The following is a 13,924-nucleotide window of genomic DNA, read 5'->3' on the forward strand; positions in this document are numbered from 1 at the left end:
CTTATCGCCGATACGCCTGAGCCAACTGTTCAGGATCCGCCCCCAGAAAATACCGGGTCAATGTCCACAGATTCCGAGCCCCTCGCCGAACCCAGCCCTGACGAATATAGCGTTCCGCGCTCGTGAAGGCACGCGAGGATAGCAGCGTGACACGCGGTAGTGCGCGTATCAGTGCGACGTCCTCCATCAATGGCTGATCCGGAAACCCACCCGCTGAGATATATGTCTGACGTGGGACCAGAAGCCCCTGATCGCCATAAGGTAGCCCAAACAGGCGCGTGCGGGTATTGGCCCATCCGGCCACCCAACGAGCGCCAAGTCCTTTTGCACGAAACAACAACCGAAAGGTAGCTGGTCGCCCTGTTTGCAACTGAGTTTCAACCTCGGTGCTCCACCCGGTTTCCAATACCGTGTCTGCGTGCAGAACCAACAGCCAGTCGCCCTGCGCCTGCTCACACCCACGGCGTAACTGCCCACCACGAGAAGGTGCGCCCGAGACAATTCTGGCGCCCGCCTCCTCAGCGATTTGCAGCGTCTGGTCTGTCGACCCACCATCCGTGACAACCAGCTCACGGATCAGGCCGGCATGCAGCCCTTCCATCAAAGCCTCTAACGTGGGCACAAGAGTCTCTCCGGCGTTCAGAGTTGGAATTACGATACTGATCGGGGCGGACACGGCTTGTAACCTCTGGTCATGGCGGCGTGATCTCCTATATCACGGGGCTGATGGAATTGACGAGGACCTGCCCATGCCCACCCGCCGCATTTTGCGCCTGACCGGCAAGGATGTTGACAGCTTTCTGCAAGGGCTGGTCACCAACAACATCGACCAGCTACAGAACGGGCTGGTCTATGCCGCGATACTGACGCCTCAGGGCAAGTATCTTGCTGACTTCTTTCTAAAGCGTGACGGCAGTTCGGTGCTTCTGGATGTTGCTGACGATCTGGCCGATGGCCTGGCCAAACGGTTGACTATGTACAAGCTGCGCGCAGATGTAGCGATCGAGAACACAGACCTCCATGTACAACGAGGAACCGGGTCAGCACCGGATGGCGCCCTGCCCGACCCACGCCACCCGGACCTTGGCTGGCGGAACTACACAACACAGACCGAGGGCGACGACGGTACAGACTGGAACTCGATCCGGGTGGCGCACTGTATTCCTGAAACAGGCGTGGAACTGACACCAGACACGTATATCCTTGAAGCTGGATTTGAGGCACTCAATGGCGTCGACTTCAAAAAGGGCTGTTACGTCGGACAGGAGGTGACTGCCCGAATGAAGCACAAGACCGAGCTGCGCAAAGGCCTGTGTGTGGTTTCCATCGAAGGTAGCGCCCCGGTTGGTACTGAAATTCTATCCGATGGAAAAGCAGCCGGCGTTCTGTACACACAATCCGCTGGCAAAGCGATTGCCTATCTCAGGTTCGGACGCGCCAGTGGCGACATGCGAGCCGGAGACGCGGTCGTCAGACTAAACGATTGACGTTTAAGTCCTGTTGCAGCTGCGGCACGTCTTTGTCGCGCCAATCGATTGTGCAATTGCCCATCCTTGCCAGCAGGTTAACACTGCTACCAGGTGTATGACCGGGCAAATACATGTTGCAGCTATATTCGGCCATCTGGCGCGTTAGCGCGGGGCGGCAAATTGTACTGATAATTCTCTCACTCGCGGTTGCGGCGCTCGCTGCTGCTCCGCTCGAGTTTCAGCGCGACATCGTCAATCACCTGACTGCCAAAGATCCCAAACCTGACTACTTGCTTTTGCTTGGTGCAGGGATGATGGCGGTCATAATGTTGAGCCTCGCCCTGAAATGGGTGCTGGGCTATCGCGCAGGTACGCTGGGTGAAGATATTATACGCCTTATCCGGCAACGGTTGCTGGCTCGAACGGTTGATGTCGACAAAGCCGGTGAGAACCTGCGCAAAGGCACCATGACAACTGCAATCTCGGCTGAGGCGGAAGAGCTTGGGAAATTTGCTGGCGGAGCTTTCGCGGACCCTGTTGTTCAGGTCGGTACGCTGATCAGCGTGATAGGTTACATATCATCCACACAACCCGGGCTTGGGCTGATTGCCCTGTCGATGATCGTGCCTCAGATCATCATCGTTCTGGTCTCACAACGCAAAGTGAACATCTTTGTGGCAGAGCGGGTTCGCATTCTTCGCAGCGCCACTGATCATCTGACAACAGAACAGATCAACGCGATCACCAAAGAGGTCTACGACCAGTTTGATAAGATATTTGAAACACGGCGACGGATGTTCATCTGGAAGCTGTCAGCAAAGTTCCTGCTCAGCGTGATTAACGGCGCCGGAACCGTGGGCGTCCTGATGCTGGGCGGTTGGCTGGTGTTGAAGGGCGAAACAGATGTGGGCACCGTTGTAGCAGCAACCAGCGGCTTAACACGCATTCAGGGTCCGACCTCTTTCCTGATTGCCTTTTACAGGCAAGTCAGCGCGAACCGCATAAAATATGAGTTGTTGCTGGAGTTATTCGGGCCAGACCGAGAACGGTATCGCTACGCAACTCCGAACCGATAAGAAAAAGGCCGCTCAGCAACTGCTTATACGGCCAATTCCTCAATAGTATTTAACGCGACGTTACGCGCGCTCAGAATATTCCATGGTTTCGGTGTTCACGATGATCATCTCGTCCTGACCAATGAACGGAGGAACCATAACCTTTACGCCATTGTCGAGCAGAGCGGGTTTGAACGAGTTCGCAGCAGTCTGGCCTTTCACGACTGGTTCAGTCTCGACGATCTTGCAGGTCACCTTCTGTGGCAGGGTCGCGTTCAGCGCTTCGCTTTCATAAAACTCGACCACAATGGTCATGCCATCCTGAAGGAACGGGCGACGCTCGCCCAGCAAATCTGCTGGCAATTCAATCTGTTCGTAAGTTTCGGCATCCATAAAGACCAGCATTCCGTCGTTTTCATAAAGGAATTGCTGATCCTTCTGCTCAAGGCGCACGCGCTCGACCTTATCGGCAGAACGGAAGCGTTCGTTCAGTTTCGAGCCATTGCGCAGGTTGCGCAGCTCGACCTGAGCAAAGGCCCCACCCTTGCCGGGTTTCACATGATCGACCTTGACCGCAGCCCACAGCCCATCGTTATGCTCAAGCACATTGCCGGGGCGAATTTCGTTCCCATTGATCTTGGGCATTACATAATTCCTTCACAAACGGTTGATGCGTCAGTTGACGTCCCTATATCTGGCGGGACCACACCTGACAAGACGACGACACCTAGTGCTGCACATGCAGCAAGCCATGCAAATGACGCAACGCAACTATGCATTTTAAGTGTATCCGAATCGCATCTAATAGGTCATAAGAACCGTCACGCCGAAAATGCAAGAGCAAGAACAACAAGGAAAACGAGATGAGAGATTTCGTTGACGGCACCGCCTTTAACAATGAACAAGGCAACCGTGCCCGGAAACTTTTTGCGGCTGTCGTACTGGCCGCGCTCGACGATGCCATCGCCGACGACAAAAAGTATGGCAATGGACCTGAACAAATTGCTCGCTGGGCTCGCTCGCGCGATGGCCGCGAGGTACTGACCTGTGCCGGCATCGACCCCAACGAACGTGTTGTGGGTGGTCTGATGGAATTCGTTGGTCGCGGTGTTCGTACTTCGGTTGCCCTGTCGCGCGAAGAAAGCGAACGGCGCAACGCCGCTCAGCAGGCAGAAGCAGCCTAAAGCCTGTTTCTGTTTTTCAAAAAGGCGCGCCCGCTGTTGCGGCGCGCTTTTTTGATGCCCGGATGATTGCAGCATTGTCGGTTTTGGAATGCCTGCGTGCCATTCCGGACTTTTCTCCATCACTGATTTCAGGTCATGTGCTGCCATCCACAGGAGGCACCCAATGGTACGCGCAATCATGATTCAGGGCACCGGCAGCAATGTCGGGAAATCGGTTCTGGTAGCCGGACTAGCCCGTGCTTATTCGCGTCGTGGCCTACGCGTTGCCCCATTCAAACCGCAGAACATGTCCAACAATGCAGCGGTTACAGAAAACGGCGGCGAGATTGGACGGGCGCAAGCGTTACAGGCCCGCGCTGCCAACCGCCCTACGCACACCGACATGAATCCGATCCTGTTGAAGCCCGAGACTGACACAGGTGCCCAGATCATTGTACAAGGGCAACGTGCCGGTACGATGAAGGCCGGAGACTATCGGAAAGACAAATCCAAACTACTTGGCGCTGCACTGCAGAGCTTTGACAGGCTTTGCAGTGATGCTGACCTTGTTCTGATCGAAGGGGCCGGCAGTCCTGCAGAGACCAATCTGCGCAACGGGGACATCGCCAATATGGGGTTCGCTTGCGCGGCCGGAGTGCCTGTTGTTCTGGTTGGAGATATTCACCGAGGCGGCGTCATCGCCCAGATCGTGGGTACTCAGGCAGTTCTGGACCAGAATGACCTTTCGATGATCCGCGGCTTTGCCGTCAATCGGTTCAAAGGTGATGTAAGCCTTTTTGACGAAGGCCGGGATGATATCGCGACACGAACCGGTTGGGCGTGCCTGGGCGTTGTTCCGTGGTTCCATGACGCCTGGAAACTGCCCGCAGAAGACATGATGGACATCCGTTCTCACACAGGAGGAAAATGCAAGGTAGTCGTTCCTCAACTGGAGCGCATGGCCAATTTTGATGATCTTGATCCTCTGTCAGCCGAGCCAGACATTAGTGTTGAAATTGTGCCCGCAGGCCGTGCACTGCCCGGTGACGCCAATCTGGTGCTGCTACCCGGCAGTAAATCCACGATTGGGGATTTGGCTTACTTCCGAAAACAGGGTTGGGACATCGACCTGTATGCGCATGTGCGCCGCGGTGGCCACGTGTTAGGCCTGTGCGGCGGTTATCAGATGCTGGGGAAGACGATCTCGGACCCGGATGGCGTAGATGGACGCCCAGGTACCGTTGATGGTCTTGGTTTACTGGATGTCAGCACCGTCATGGCCGGGCAGAAACGCGTAACACTAACCAAGGCCAAAGCACTGGAAGGCGGAGCGCCGGTAAGTGGCTACGAAATTCATATGGGCCGGACCGAGGGCCCGGATTGCACACGCGCATGGTTGGAGATTGATGGCAGGCCCGAAGGTGCAGCCAGCGCGAATGGACGCATTCGCGGCAGCTACCTGCACGGAATATTCTCATCGGATTCTTTCCGCGCCAGCTATCTGAAGCAACTGGGAGTGAGTTCAAACATCGCCTATGAAGACGGGGTTGATCAAACGCTTGATGACCTTGCTGACCACCTCGAGACGCATATGGACTTGGATTTGTTGCTTTCTTTGGCCGAGACACCTCAGCGTAGCTAGCAGTTACTCCAGATCCTGCTCGGCCAGAGCACGGTTGATTTCGCGCCTTACCATTTTGCGAACGTTACGCGTGATACGTTCACCCAATGCGCCCTGCAATTCCTGCCGGACGACTTGCGCGACTAAATCCTGCAGAGCTGCCTCGTCTATAAGCCGAGCATCAATCTCTGAAACTTCATCCACTTCTTCTGCAACCGGCTGAACATTCCAGCTTGGATCTCGGATAAATGTGACCGGTACATCAACTTCTTCCGTCACAAATTCTGGGTCTTCAGCTGCGTCCAGCTCTTCGGCGGCATCATCTTCGTCTTCAAATGTCTCAGAAGATTCGACCTCTTCGCTCCAATTCATGGATGTCGTACGTGTTCCGGAATAGGCGTCATCGCTTTCACCATCCGGCTCCCACTGATCTTCGGTGCGGGCAATCGCAGCTTCCAACGCTTCGATCTTAGCACTCAGGCTGTCTGCAAGATCAGCAGTTTCTCCATTAGCTTCGGTCGATTGATCCGGAGCAGGCTGAGCATTCTCAAGGCTCTCGGAAACTTCGGCGCCCTCGCCCGGCTGAACGATGTCACAGGGCCGTAGTCTCATCGGTTGTGAAAGATCATTTGCAGGCTGAAGCTTAGCCTCATCCGTTTGCATTATCGCATCGGCCGAATATTCAGCCTCGAGCTTCAGCGGAGCCTCTGCGCTTGCAACCTTTGGATGATCGCCAACTCGCAGGGCGTCGGTCAAAACCAAACGCCCGGGTTTGCGTGGAGCCGAGGCCTTAACCAGATCGGGAACCTTACGGCCCTCTTCGCTGACCAGACGTTTGACCGAGGACAGGACGTCCTCGACCCCTGCTTTTATCGTGTTATCTGACATTGTTCTCTACCGCTCTAGCCCTTGGACCAAGTGTAGCTAAACAATTCTGACCTCACAACAGGTAGTAACGCCGCTTATTCGCGACGCAACGCTTTGAGGACACGATCCAGATCACGGCTTTGCTTGCTGACCTGAGCTGGAGCTTTCTTGACCAGATTATAGTAGAGGGTCGGATCATAGATTTGAACTGCCAGCCCCAGACGCTCTGCAGTCAGAAGCCCCTGCGCCTGCAACAGCTGATAAGCAGCCAGCGAACGCTCGGTACGGGACGCAACCTGTGCGAGCTGAGCGTCCAGCAAATCCTGCTGCGCAGTCAGTACGTCCAGCGTGGTCCGTGCACCCAAGGTTGCTTCTTCCCGAATTCCGTCAAAAGCGACCTGCGAGGCGCGCACTCGTTCGTTCGAAGCAGTCAGGCTTGCAGTCGCCGTTTCAAAGCGCACATAGGCATCCGTCACGCCCTGTGTGATGTTTTTCTGAACATTCAACAGATTGGCCCGTGATGCATCACGCGTAGCCATGGCACGCCGAACAGCGGCAGCCAAACGACCACCAGCGTAGATAGGCTGGTTGAAGGTCAGGGAGACAGTTGCGTCATTGATGTAATCGTCACTGTCATAGGTTTCGGTAATACCCGCATCAGCGTTCAGGCTGACATTCGGCCCCAACCCTGCGCGCTGTTGCTGAACGATCAAATCCAGCGCACGGACCTGATGTTGGGCGGACAGAATGGAAGGATGGTTGCGCTGCGCCAGATTCTGAGCCTCGGCCGCTGAGCGCGGCAGGTTTGGCAGGCTGGGCTGACCAGCCGTGCGACCAGGAAGTTTGCCAACCGCGTTCACATACTCTGCCTGTGCGGTACTGAGCGCACCCTTGGCATCAGCCAGATCGGCACGCGAACTGGCCAGCTGCGATTCTGACAGTGCAACGTCAGTACGCGTAACCTCACCAACCTCAAAACGATCCTGAGTGGCGCGCAATTCTTCGCTGGACAGATCGACGTTGTTTTGACGGATCTGGACAGTTTCTTCTTCAAGCAAAACCCGCAAGTAAGCGGTCGCAGCGCGGAAAAGAACCTGCTGCTCAATATCGATCAGAGACTGGCGGGTCGACAGAACCGTTTCCTGTGCCGACTGTTTGCCCAAAACGGATGCGCCGCCATCATAGATCAGCTGGCTAAGCGTCAATCCGGAAAAGAAGTTTGATGGCTCAGTTGTGGTTACCACGGTACCAACACGACGTTTCGTGTAATCCCGGCTGACACGAACCGTCCAGTTGATGATCGGACGCAATGCCGACAATGCGATTGCGACATCTTCATCCGCTGCACGCAGCAAAGCACGGTTTTGCTCCAGCAGGCCACTAGTGTTGTAAGCCCCAATGAACGCATCTGTCAGATTGTCGGCCCAAACCGATCGCACCGGCATTGCGCTCAGAGCAAGACCAGCTGTCAATGCGAGAGCCTTGACCAGCTTACCTCTAGCCATTCCACGCATACCCAATTCCTCTCAAATCAAAATAACCCTGCCTCGCAGGTAGTTTGCGCCTTTGTTTTCAACTAATCAAGGCAGCAGAAAAATCTGCTGAATGACTATAGCGAAAATGCACTCTCGGCGGAAAATGCCGGTAATACCGGCGCACTTGCATTGAAGGCGTCTCGCCAGGTTACCCGGTCAGCTGTCTTCCGACCAATCCTCACGGTACCTAACTGGCCTTCCATGAACACGCATGCGATGCGGCCATTATCCTTCAGCTGATCAAGCAGCGCATCCGGCAAGCGCTCGACACCGCCCTGAATGATAATGACATCATATGGCCCGTGTTCTGCAGCTCCCTGCTCGAGCGGACCGGTATGAATAATCGCATTGTCAGCTTCAGCTTCCATCAGGTTGCTTTGCGCTTCCGTGGCGCGGGTCTCATCCTCTTCGACACCGACAACCAGTTGAGCCATCCGGGCCGCGACGGCAGTTGAATATCCAAGCGCAGGGGCGATATCCAACACCACCTCATCGTTGGAAATGTTCAGCGCGTCCAGCATTTTGGCCAGGGTACGCGGTTCCAGCAGACAACTCCCATCGCCCAGTTCAATCAAATCGCCGACATAAGCTGCTTCCCGATGTGAGCCCGGAACGAACTTCTCACGCTCAACGGCCAGCATCGCATCGATAATGGGAAACTTTGTAACATCCGAAGGTCGAATCTGTGTATCAACCATTGTAAGACGTCGGGCTGCGAAATCTGTCATGTGATCGCTCATTCTTTTTCCCTGATTGATCGGCTTGTGCCACATTCGTCACCCTCCGGCAACGTCTCAAGTACTGAAATTTCAAAAGCAACTTTCAACGGCCGACGCTGCTCCCGGCCCCGAATTTGCCAAACGTCCGTCTATTTTGCGCCGACCCACTGGACGTCTGTATCGAAAGCTGTTAGAACGCCTGTCACACCACGGCAAGTATTTGATTTTACTTGAAAAGGCGAGTTGGCGGAGTGGTGACGCAGCGGATTGCAAATCCGTGTACACCGGTTCGATTCCGGTACTCGCCTCCACTTAACCTCAAGAAACTCAACGCATTAGCATGGGTGTTTCGGCTACTTGATTTGAGCTTCCCTTTTTGGTTGCGAGCTGCAGGTGGTTCCAGATTGATTCAGGCCGCATCGCTTTCATTTTGTCTTCGGCAAGCACTCTATGTTCGAACTTGAATGCGTTAGAGGAAATCGTGCGCTTTAGATATGGTAAGCCAGAATTCTTGGCGCCTGCAGTAATTTAAGCGCTCGCCCTAATGGAAATCCCGACTTGGGAAGAGACGCTTGGCCTGTTCACGGGGGTGACGTGCCCGTGGTGGCGCACGATTGGCACGCGGTGCATCATCGGCATGAGGTTGAGTTATACCAATCGCATCGTCCATCGGATGCCCCAGTTCTGACAGCTTGTGCGACATGTCCCTGATATCCTGCGCGATCAGGTGTACAACAATGCCTTCACGCTGCAGATATCCGGTCACCTGCAAAAGCCGTCCCCCCATAACGATGCGGCGAAACTGCTCATACACCTTGGGCCAGACCACCACATTGCTGACGCCGGTTTCATCCTCAAGTGTCAGAAAGATCACGCCCGAGGCCGTACCGGGTCGCTGGCGGGTGATGACCAGTCCGCACACGCTATAACGCCCGAGCGGTATCTTGTGCAGAGAGTTGTGGGCGATAAGCCCCGGCATGGATGGACGCAGAAGTTCCATTGGATGCGCACGCAGGGTCAGGCGAGTCGAGACGTAATCTTCGACGACCTCTTCCCCCAAATGCATCATCGGTAAATTCACATCAGCTTCTGAGATACTTTCTCCGTCAATCGGGTCGTTAAACAGCGGCAGTGGTTGCTGGCTCCGGATGGATTTGACATGCCAGAGCGCCTCGCGCCGGGTCAGCCCCATATCAGCGAACGTATCGGCTTCGGCCAAGCGCGCCAGAGTCGCAGGGATCAGCCCTGCCCGCAGCCAGAGGCTTTGCGGGTCGTGGTATCCGTTGCCCCGGGCTGCCACGATCCAGCCGGCCTCCTCTTCTTTGAACCCTTTGATCTGGCGGAACCCCAAGCGCAACGCCAACCCTCCATCCGCACGGCGCTCCAAAATGTTGTCCCACTGACTGCTGTTGACGCAGATCGGACGCACTTCGACCCCATGTTCGCGCGCATCGCGCACAATCTGGGCCGGCGCATAAAACCCCATCGGTTGGGAGTTCAGCAGAGCACAGGCAAATACCGCCGGATGGTGACATTTCAGCCAGGCCGAAACATAGGCCAGCATTGCAAAGGCAGCGGCATGGCTTTCCGGAAAACCATAATCGGCAAAGCCTTCAATCTGTGAAAAACAGCGCCCGGCAAAATCCATATCGTAGCCGTTAGCAAGCATTCCTGCGATGAACTTATCCCGAAACGTACCTATGGTTCCCATTCTGCGAAAAGAGGCGAGAGACCGGCGCAGACGGTCTGCTTCCTCTGGCGTAAATCCTGCGGCGACCACTGCGATCTGCATCGCCTGTTCCTGAAACAACGGCACGCCAAGAGTTTTGGCCATAACTTCCCGCAGTTCTTCCGAGGGATAGCTGACCTCTTCCAATCCCTGGCGACGCTTGATGTAGGGCTGCACCATCCCCCCCTGAATCGGGCCGGGTCGAACGATAGCGACTTCAATCACCAGATCGTAAAAGATACGTGGGCGCATTCGGGGCAGAAAATTCATCTGCGCCCGACTTTCCACCTGAAACACACCGATGGCATCAGCCCGACAAAGCATGTCATAGGTGGCTTCATCCCCTTGTGGAACCGAAGCGATGGTAAATGATTGCCCCTCGTGCTGCTGCAGCAGACCGAATGCCTTCCTCACGCAACTGAGCATTCCCAAGCCGAGCACATCGACCTTGAGGATGCCAAGCGCGTCGATGTCATCCTTGTCCCATTCGATGACCGTACGGTCCTCCATCGCCGCGTTCTCGATGGGGCACATCTCGTCCAACCGTCCCTTGGTGATAACAAAACCGCCGACATGCTGTGACAGGTGACGGGGGAACCCGATGACTTCACCGATCAGGCGAATGGTTTGCATCAGGCGCCGGTCACCGGGATCAAGGCCCAGTTCGCGTATCCGTTCGGGATCGACCCCTCCATTGGTCATGCCCCAGATCTGACCAGACAAACCAGCCGTCACGTCCTGAGACAACCCCATCACTTTACCCACTTCGCGAATGGCCGCCCGGGAACGGAAATGGATGACCGTGGCACACAAACCCGCCCGGTGGCGGCCATATTTTTCATATATCCACTGGATCACCTCTTCGCGCCGTTCATGTTCAAAATCCACGTCGATATCCGGCGGCTCTCCCCGGTATTTTGACACAAAGCGTTCAAACACCATGGTGATCTGATCGGGGCTGACATCAGTGATACCCAGGAGGTAACAGAGGATCGAGTTGGCGGCGGAACCTCTCCCCTGACACAGGATGCCCTCTGATCGGGCGAACTGTACAATGTCATGCACGGTCAGGAAGTAAGCCGGAAAGCCCAGATCGCGGACCAGTTCCAACTCCTTTTTCATGAGGTTCAGGGCCTTATCCGGCGCGCCACCGGGATAGCGCCGTTTCAACCCATCATGAGCCAGCCGTTCCAGCCGCTCCTGCGGTTCCTCACCCAGACCGATCTCGTCGGGATATTCATAGGACAATTCACCCAGATCAAAACTGCACTTGTCGGCGATCTCCAGCGTGCGACGCAGGGTACCGGGATGGTCGCGAAAAAGGCGCGCCATATCAGCTGCCCCTTTCAGCCGCCGTTCGGCGTTAGGCAGGGCACGTGTGCCTATATCGTCAATGGTGATGCCTTCGCGCATACAGGTCAGAACATCTGCCAGTTGCTTGCGGCTGGCATTGTGCATAAGCACGTCGCCCACCGCGACCATGGGGGCCGAGGTCCGCTGAGCCAGCCGCGCACAGGCAGCAATATAGGCCTGATCACTGCCGTCATAACGTGGTGCGGCCCCCAGAAAGACGTGGTTGGGAAACCGTCGTCGTACTTTTTGGATGTCCCGGGTGGCATCCATTAACTCACCTTGCGGCAAAGCAATCAGGATCATGCCTTTGCAGGCCTCAAGCATATCCCTGAGATCCAGATGACACTCCCCTTTTTGGGCGCGCCGTTTACCCAATGTCAGCAGACGGGTCAGTCGCTGATACGCTGCCCGATCACGCGGCAGCGCAATCCAATCGACCGAACTGTCCTGCAGAACCAGACGGCAACCGATGATCAGTCGCGGGACATGAACCGTCCCGGGATTGGCAATGGGCTGCGGATTGCCGACCTCCTGTCTTGAACAGGAATCGACCCGGTGTTGGGACCGGATTTTGATCGCTTCTTCCGCCTCACGCTTCAGTTCTTTCAGAGCAGTCCAGGCCCGCACTACGCCAGCCAGAGAATTCCGGTCGGTGATAGCGAGTGCAGCCAAACCCAGCGTCGCAGCGCGCGTAACCAGTTCTTCGGGGTGCGAAGCACCGGTCAAAAAGGTGAAGTTGGTCGTCACGCAAAGTTCGGCATATCCCAAACGATCCGTGTGAGGACTGAGCATGTCCTGATGAAACGCCTCAACCGGGCGATGTGTGCGGTTCACCTCGGTCATGCGAACTCTCCCTGCACAAACCAGCCCGGATTTTGCGGGGTATAAAACAGCCAGAGCCGCCATCCCTGCCGTGTCTGAACCCGCCAGTAATCACGAACTCCCGAACGCCAGTTCTCATCCTCCAGCCACCATTCAGGGGCGATGCGTTCCGGTCCCGTGGCACGCTCGATTGAAAGCGCCATACGCCGCCAGCGAAACCTCTGCGGCGGACGTGATCCCGCTCCGGAAATCGGCTCGGGCGGGAAAAGACGCAAAGGCCGTGGGCGCAAAGCCACCCATGCGCCGCCCGGCTCGGAATAGGCTGCCGGGGCCAGAATGGAGCTGCGTTCGGGTATATGACTGTCCGCAGGCAGGTACCGGTGAACATTCTCCAGCCCGATGCGGTTTCCGATCCGGGTAATCAGATCATACACCTGATCCACACGCCCCGCTGAGACGTGGCTGATCTGCTGTACCGGCTGCGCCTCGACCTGCGTGGCCTCAATCCGCATCCGGTCGATACCAAAACCGGCATCGACCTCTCCAATCCCGCGTTCAAAAAGTGGGAGTATCCGGTTCGGATCACGCAACGGTCGGGCCAGACGCAATTCGACTGTCTGGCTGTCGTGATCCACACGATCAAGTGTCAGGCAAAGCCGACGCGCGCCGACCTCCTGTGCCTTAAGTTTCGCACAGAGCTGTTCCAACAACCGCTCGACACCCGCCCTGACATCCGACACCAGTCCAATCGGTTCCGGCAAGGTCAGACGCACGCCATACCGTGGTGGATCGGCCAATGGCGAAATCTCTTCAGGCTGCGCCCCAAGCGCCTGATCCAGACGCATCAGCAGTTCCGGCCCCAAACGCCGGGCCAGCGGCGCACGTGAGGTTGCTGCAAGATCCGAAATCCTGCGCAGTCCCAGCCGTTGCAAAGCAACCGACGTATCCTCCTGCAGCCGCAATGCCGCCACGGGCAACGTCCCTATCGCATTCAGGGTATCACCCCGGGCTGCCACGCCCTCTTGGTAATGTGCCAATGCCCAAGCCGCGCCACGCGTATCGGCCAGTCCGATCCGCACCGACAGCCCGACCCGTGCCAGTCGCCTGCGCATATCCGCCAGCATCATGGGTTCCCCGCCAAACAGATGCGCGGAACCGGTCACATCCAGAACCAGCCCATCCCGACCCTCCAGCCCCACCCAAGGGCAATAGCGCGTCGCCCAGCGCCGCAGGATATGCAGGAACTGCAGATCGCCCTGCAGATCGGCAGGCTGGCTTTGCAGGTCAGGACAAAACGCACGGGCATCCGCATAAGGCATGCCGCTGTGCAGGCCCTGACGCTCGGCTTCGCCATTCAGACAATATATGCGGTTGGCATTGTTCTGCTTGAGGGTCAGGGCGAACGGCCCCTGAACCGGATTCGCCCTGAGAACCCGGTCGCTGGACAACCGGAAGAACCATAGCGAAGCAACGCGTTTTTGCACCCCTCTGAGCATACCTGACACCAAATGTTCTATATTTGTTCTAAATAATCTTTCACCTTTACCATGTCGAGTCATATGGGTGAAATACCCAGCTAAATGACCAAGGG

Annotated in this window: 11 protein-coding genes and 1 tRNA gene; 5 read left to right on the plus strand and 7 right to left on the minus strand. The window is 56.2% G+C overall.

What is annotated here, in order from left to right; translation table 11 throughout:
• Nucleotide 1 precedes the first annotated feature (1 nt).
• Entirely contained in the window at nucleotides 2-676 is a 675-nt protein-coding gene (locus GOX61_RS15735; protein ID WP_170335231.1) for a TIGR04283 family arsenosugar biosynthesis glycosyltransferase, read from the minus strand.
• Nucleotides 677-749: 73 nt separating this feature from the next.
• Here GOX61_RS15735 and ygfZ point away from each other — a divergent pair, with 73 nt between their 5' ends.
• Both ygfZ and GOX61_RS15745 read left to right on the plus strand, forming a co-directional pair.
• Nucleotides 750-1,487 carry a CAF17-like 4Fe-4S cluster assembly/insertion protein YgfZ gene (ygfZ, locus tag GOX61_RS15740; RefSeq protein ID WP_170335234.1) on the plus strand — a complete coding sequence of 246 codons (738 nt, stop codon included), beginning with the start codon at nucleotides 750-752 and terminating at the stop codon, nucleotides 1,485-1,487.
• A gap of 113 nt (nucleotides 1,488-1,600) precedes the next feature.
• Nucleotides 1,601-2,545 (plus strand): ABC transporter transmembrane domain-containing protein, encoded by a 945-nt coding sequence (locus GOX61_RS15745; RefSeq protein WP_170335235.1) that lies wholly within the window; start codon nucleotides 1,601-1,603, stop codon nucleotides 2,543-2,545.
• Between the two features lie 60 nt (nucleotides 2,546-2,605).
• On the opposite strand, the gene efp is transcribed toward GOX61_RS15745, so the two are convergent.
• Nucleotides 2,606-3,169 carry an elongation factor P gene (efp, locus tag GOX61_RS15750; RefSeq protein ID WP_155151636.1) on the minus strand — a complete coding sequence of 188 codons (564 nt, stop codon included), beginning with the start codon at nucleotides 3,167-3,169 and terminating at the stop codon, nucleotides 2,606-2,608.
• A 218-nt stretch (nucleotides 3,170-3,387) separates the two neighbouring features.
• On the opposite strand from efp, the gene GOX61_RS15755 reads away from it, so the two are divergent.
• Together GOX61_RS15755 and GOX61_RS15760 are read left to right on the plus strand one after the other, a co-directional pair.
• Nucleotides 3,388-3,708: a DUF6280 family protein gene (locus GOX61_RS15755; protein WP_155151640.1), complete on the plus strand. Its 321-nt coding sequence runs from the start codon at nucleotides 3,388-3,390 to the stop codon at nucleotides 3,706-3,708.
• Nucleotides 3,709-3,871: 163 nt separating this feature from the next.
• Complete coding sequence (locus GOX61_RS15760; RefSeq protein WP_170335237.1) at nucleotides 3,872-5,329, plus strand: cobyric acid synthase; 1,458 nt, start codon at nucleotides 3,872-3,874, stop codon at nucleotides 5,327-5,329.
• 3 nt (nucleotides 5,330-5,332) lie between these two features.
• On the opposite strand, the gene GOX61_RS15765 is transcribed toward GOX61_RS15760, so the two are convergent.
• From GOX61_RS15765 to GOX61_RS15775, 3 genes are all read right to left on the minus strand, one after another.
• Nucleotides 5,333-6,196: a hypothetical protein gene (locus tag GOX61_RS15765; protein WP_170335239.1), complete on the minus strand. Its 864-nt coding sequence runs from the start codon at nucleotides 6,194-6,196 to the stop codon at nucleotides 5,333-5,335.
• Between the two features lie 74 nt (nucleotides 6,197-6,270).
• Nucleotides 6,271-7,689 (minus strand): TolC family outer membrane protein, encoded by a 1,419-nt coding sequence (locus GOX61_RS15770; RefSeq protein ID WP_155151647.1) that lies wholly within the window; start codon nucleotides 7,687-7,689, stop codon nucleotides 6,271-6,273.
• 95 nt (nucleotides 7,690-7,784) lie between these two features.
• Nucleotides 7,785-8,438: a protein-L-isoaspartate O-methyltransferase family protein gene (locus tag GOX61_RS15775; RefSeq protein WP_155151950.1), complete on the minus strand. Its 654-nt coding sequence runs from the start codon at nucleotides 8,436-8,438 to the stop codon at nucleotides 7,785-7,787.
• A gap of 228 nt (nucleotides 8,439-8,666) precedes the next feature.
• On the opposite strand from GOX61_RS15775, the gene GOX61_RS15780 reads away from it, so the two are divergent.
• Nucleotides 8,667-8,740 (plus strand) — tRNA-Cys (locus GOX61_RS15780).
• Nucleotides 8,741-8,970: 230 nt separating this feature from the next.
• On the opposite strand, the gene GOX61_RS15785 is transcribed toward GOX61_RS15780, so the two are convergent.
• Nucleotides 8,971-12,354, minus strand: a complete 3,384-nt coding sequence (locus GOX61_RS15785; RefSeq protein WP_170335241.1) for an error-prone DNA polymerase — start codon at nucleotides 12,352-12,354, stop codon at nucleotides 8,971-8,973.
• A complete protein-coding gene (locus tag GOX61_RS15790; RefSeq protein WP_170335243.1) occupies nucleotides 12,351-13,829 on the minus strand; it encodes a Y-family DNA polymerase in 1,479 nt (492 codons plus the stop codon). The genes GOX61_RS15785 and GOX61_RS15790 overlap by 4 nt, the downstream gene beginning before the upstream one ends.
• Nucleotides 13,830-13,924 lie beyond the last annotated feature (95 nt).

The sequence above is a fragment of the Ruegeria arenilitoris genome, from assembly GCF_013030265.1.
GTDB classification, from domain to species: domain Bacteria; phylum Pseudomonadota; class Alphaproteobacteria; order Rhodobacterales; family Rhodobacteraceae; genus Ruegeria; species Ruegeria arenilitoris_E.

Excerpts from the sequence above, each read along its gene's own strand:
- ygfZ (WP_170335234.1), top strand. The coding sequence starts at position 750 with ATGCCCACCCGCCGCATTTTGCGCCTGACCGGCAAGGATGTTGACAGC.
- GOX61_RS15745 (WP_170335235.1), top strand. The coding sequence starts at position 1,601 with ATGTTGCAGCTATATTCGGCCATCTGGCGCGTTAGCGCGGGGCGGCAA.
- efp (WP_155151636.1), bottom strand. The coding sequence starts at position 3,169 with ATGCCCAAGATCAATGGGAACGAAATTCGCCCCGGCAATGTGCTTGAG.
- GOX61_RS15755 (WP_155151640.1), top strand. The coding sequence starts at position 3,388 with ATGAGAGATTTCGTTGACGGCACCGCCTTTAACAATGAACAAGGCAAC.
- GOX61_RS15760 (WP_170335237.1), top strand. The coding sequence starts at position 3,872 with ATGGTACGCGCAATCATGATTCAGGGCACCGGCAGCAATGTCGGGAAA.
- GOX61_RS15765 (WP_170335239.1), bottom strand. The coding sequence starts at position 6,196 with ATGTCAGATAACACGATAAAAGCAGGGGTCGAGGACGTCCTGTCCTCG.
- GOX61_RS15770 (WP_155151647.1), bottom strand. The coding sequence starts at position 7,689 with ATGCGTGGAATGGCTAGAGGTAAGCTGGTCAAGGCTCTCGCATTGACA.
- GOX61_RS15775 (WP_155151950.1), bottom strand. The coding sequence starts at position 8,438 with ATGACAGATTTCGCAGCCCGACGTCTTACAATGGTTGATACACAGATT.
- GOX61_RS15785 (WP_170335241.1), bottom strand. The coding sequence starts at position 12,354 with ATGACCGAGGTGAACCGCACACATCGCCCGGTTGAGGCGTTTCATCAG.
- GOX61_RS15790 (WP_170335243.1), bottom strand. The coding sequence starts at position 13,829 with ATGCTCAGAGGGGTGCAAAAACGCGTTGCTTCGCTATGGTTCTTCCGG.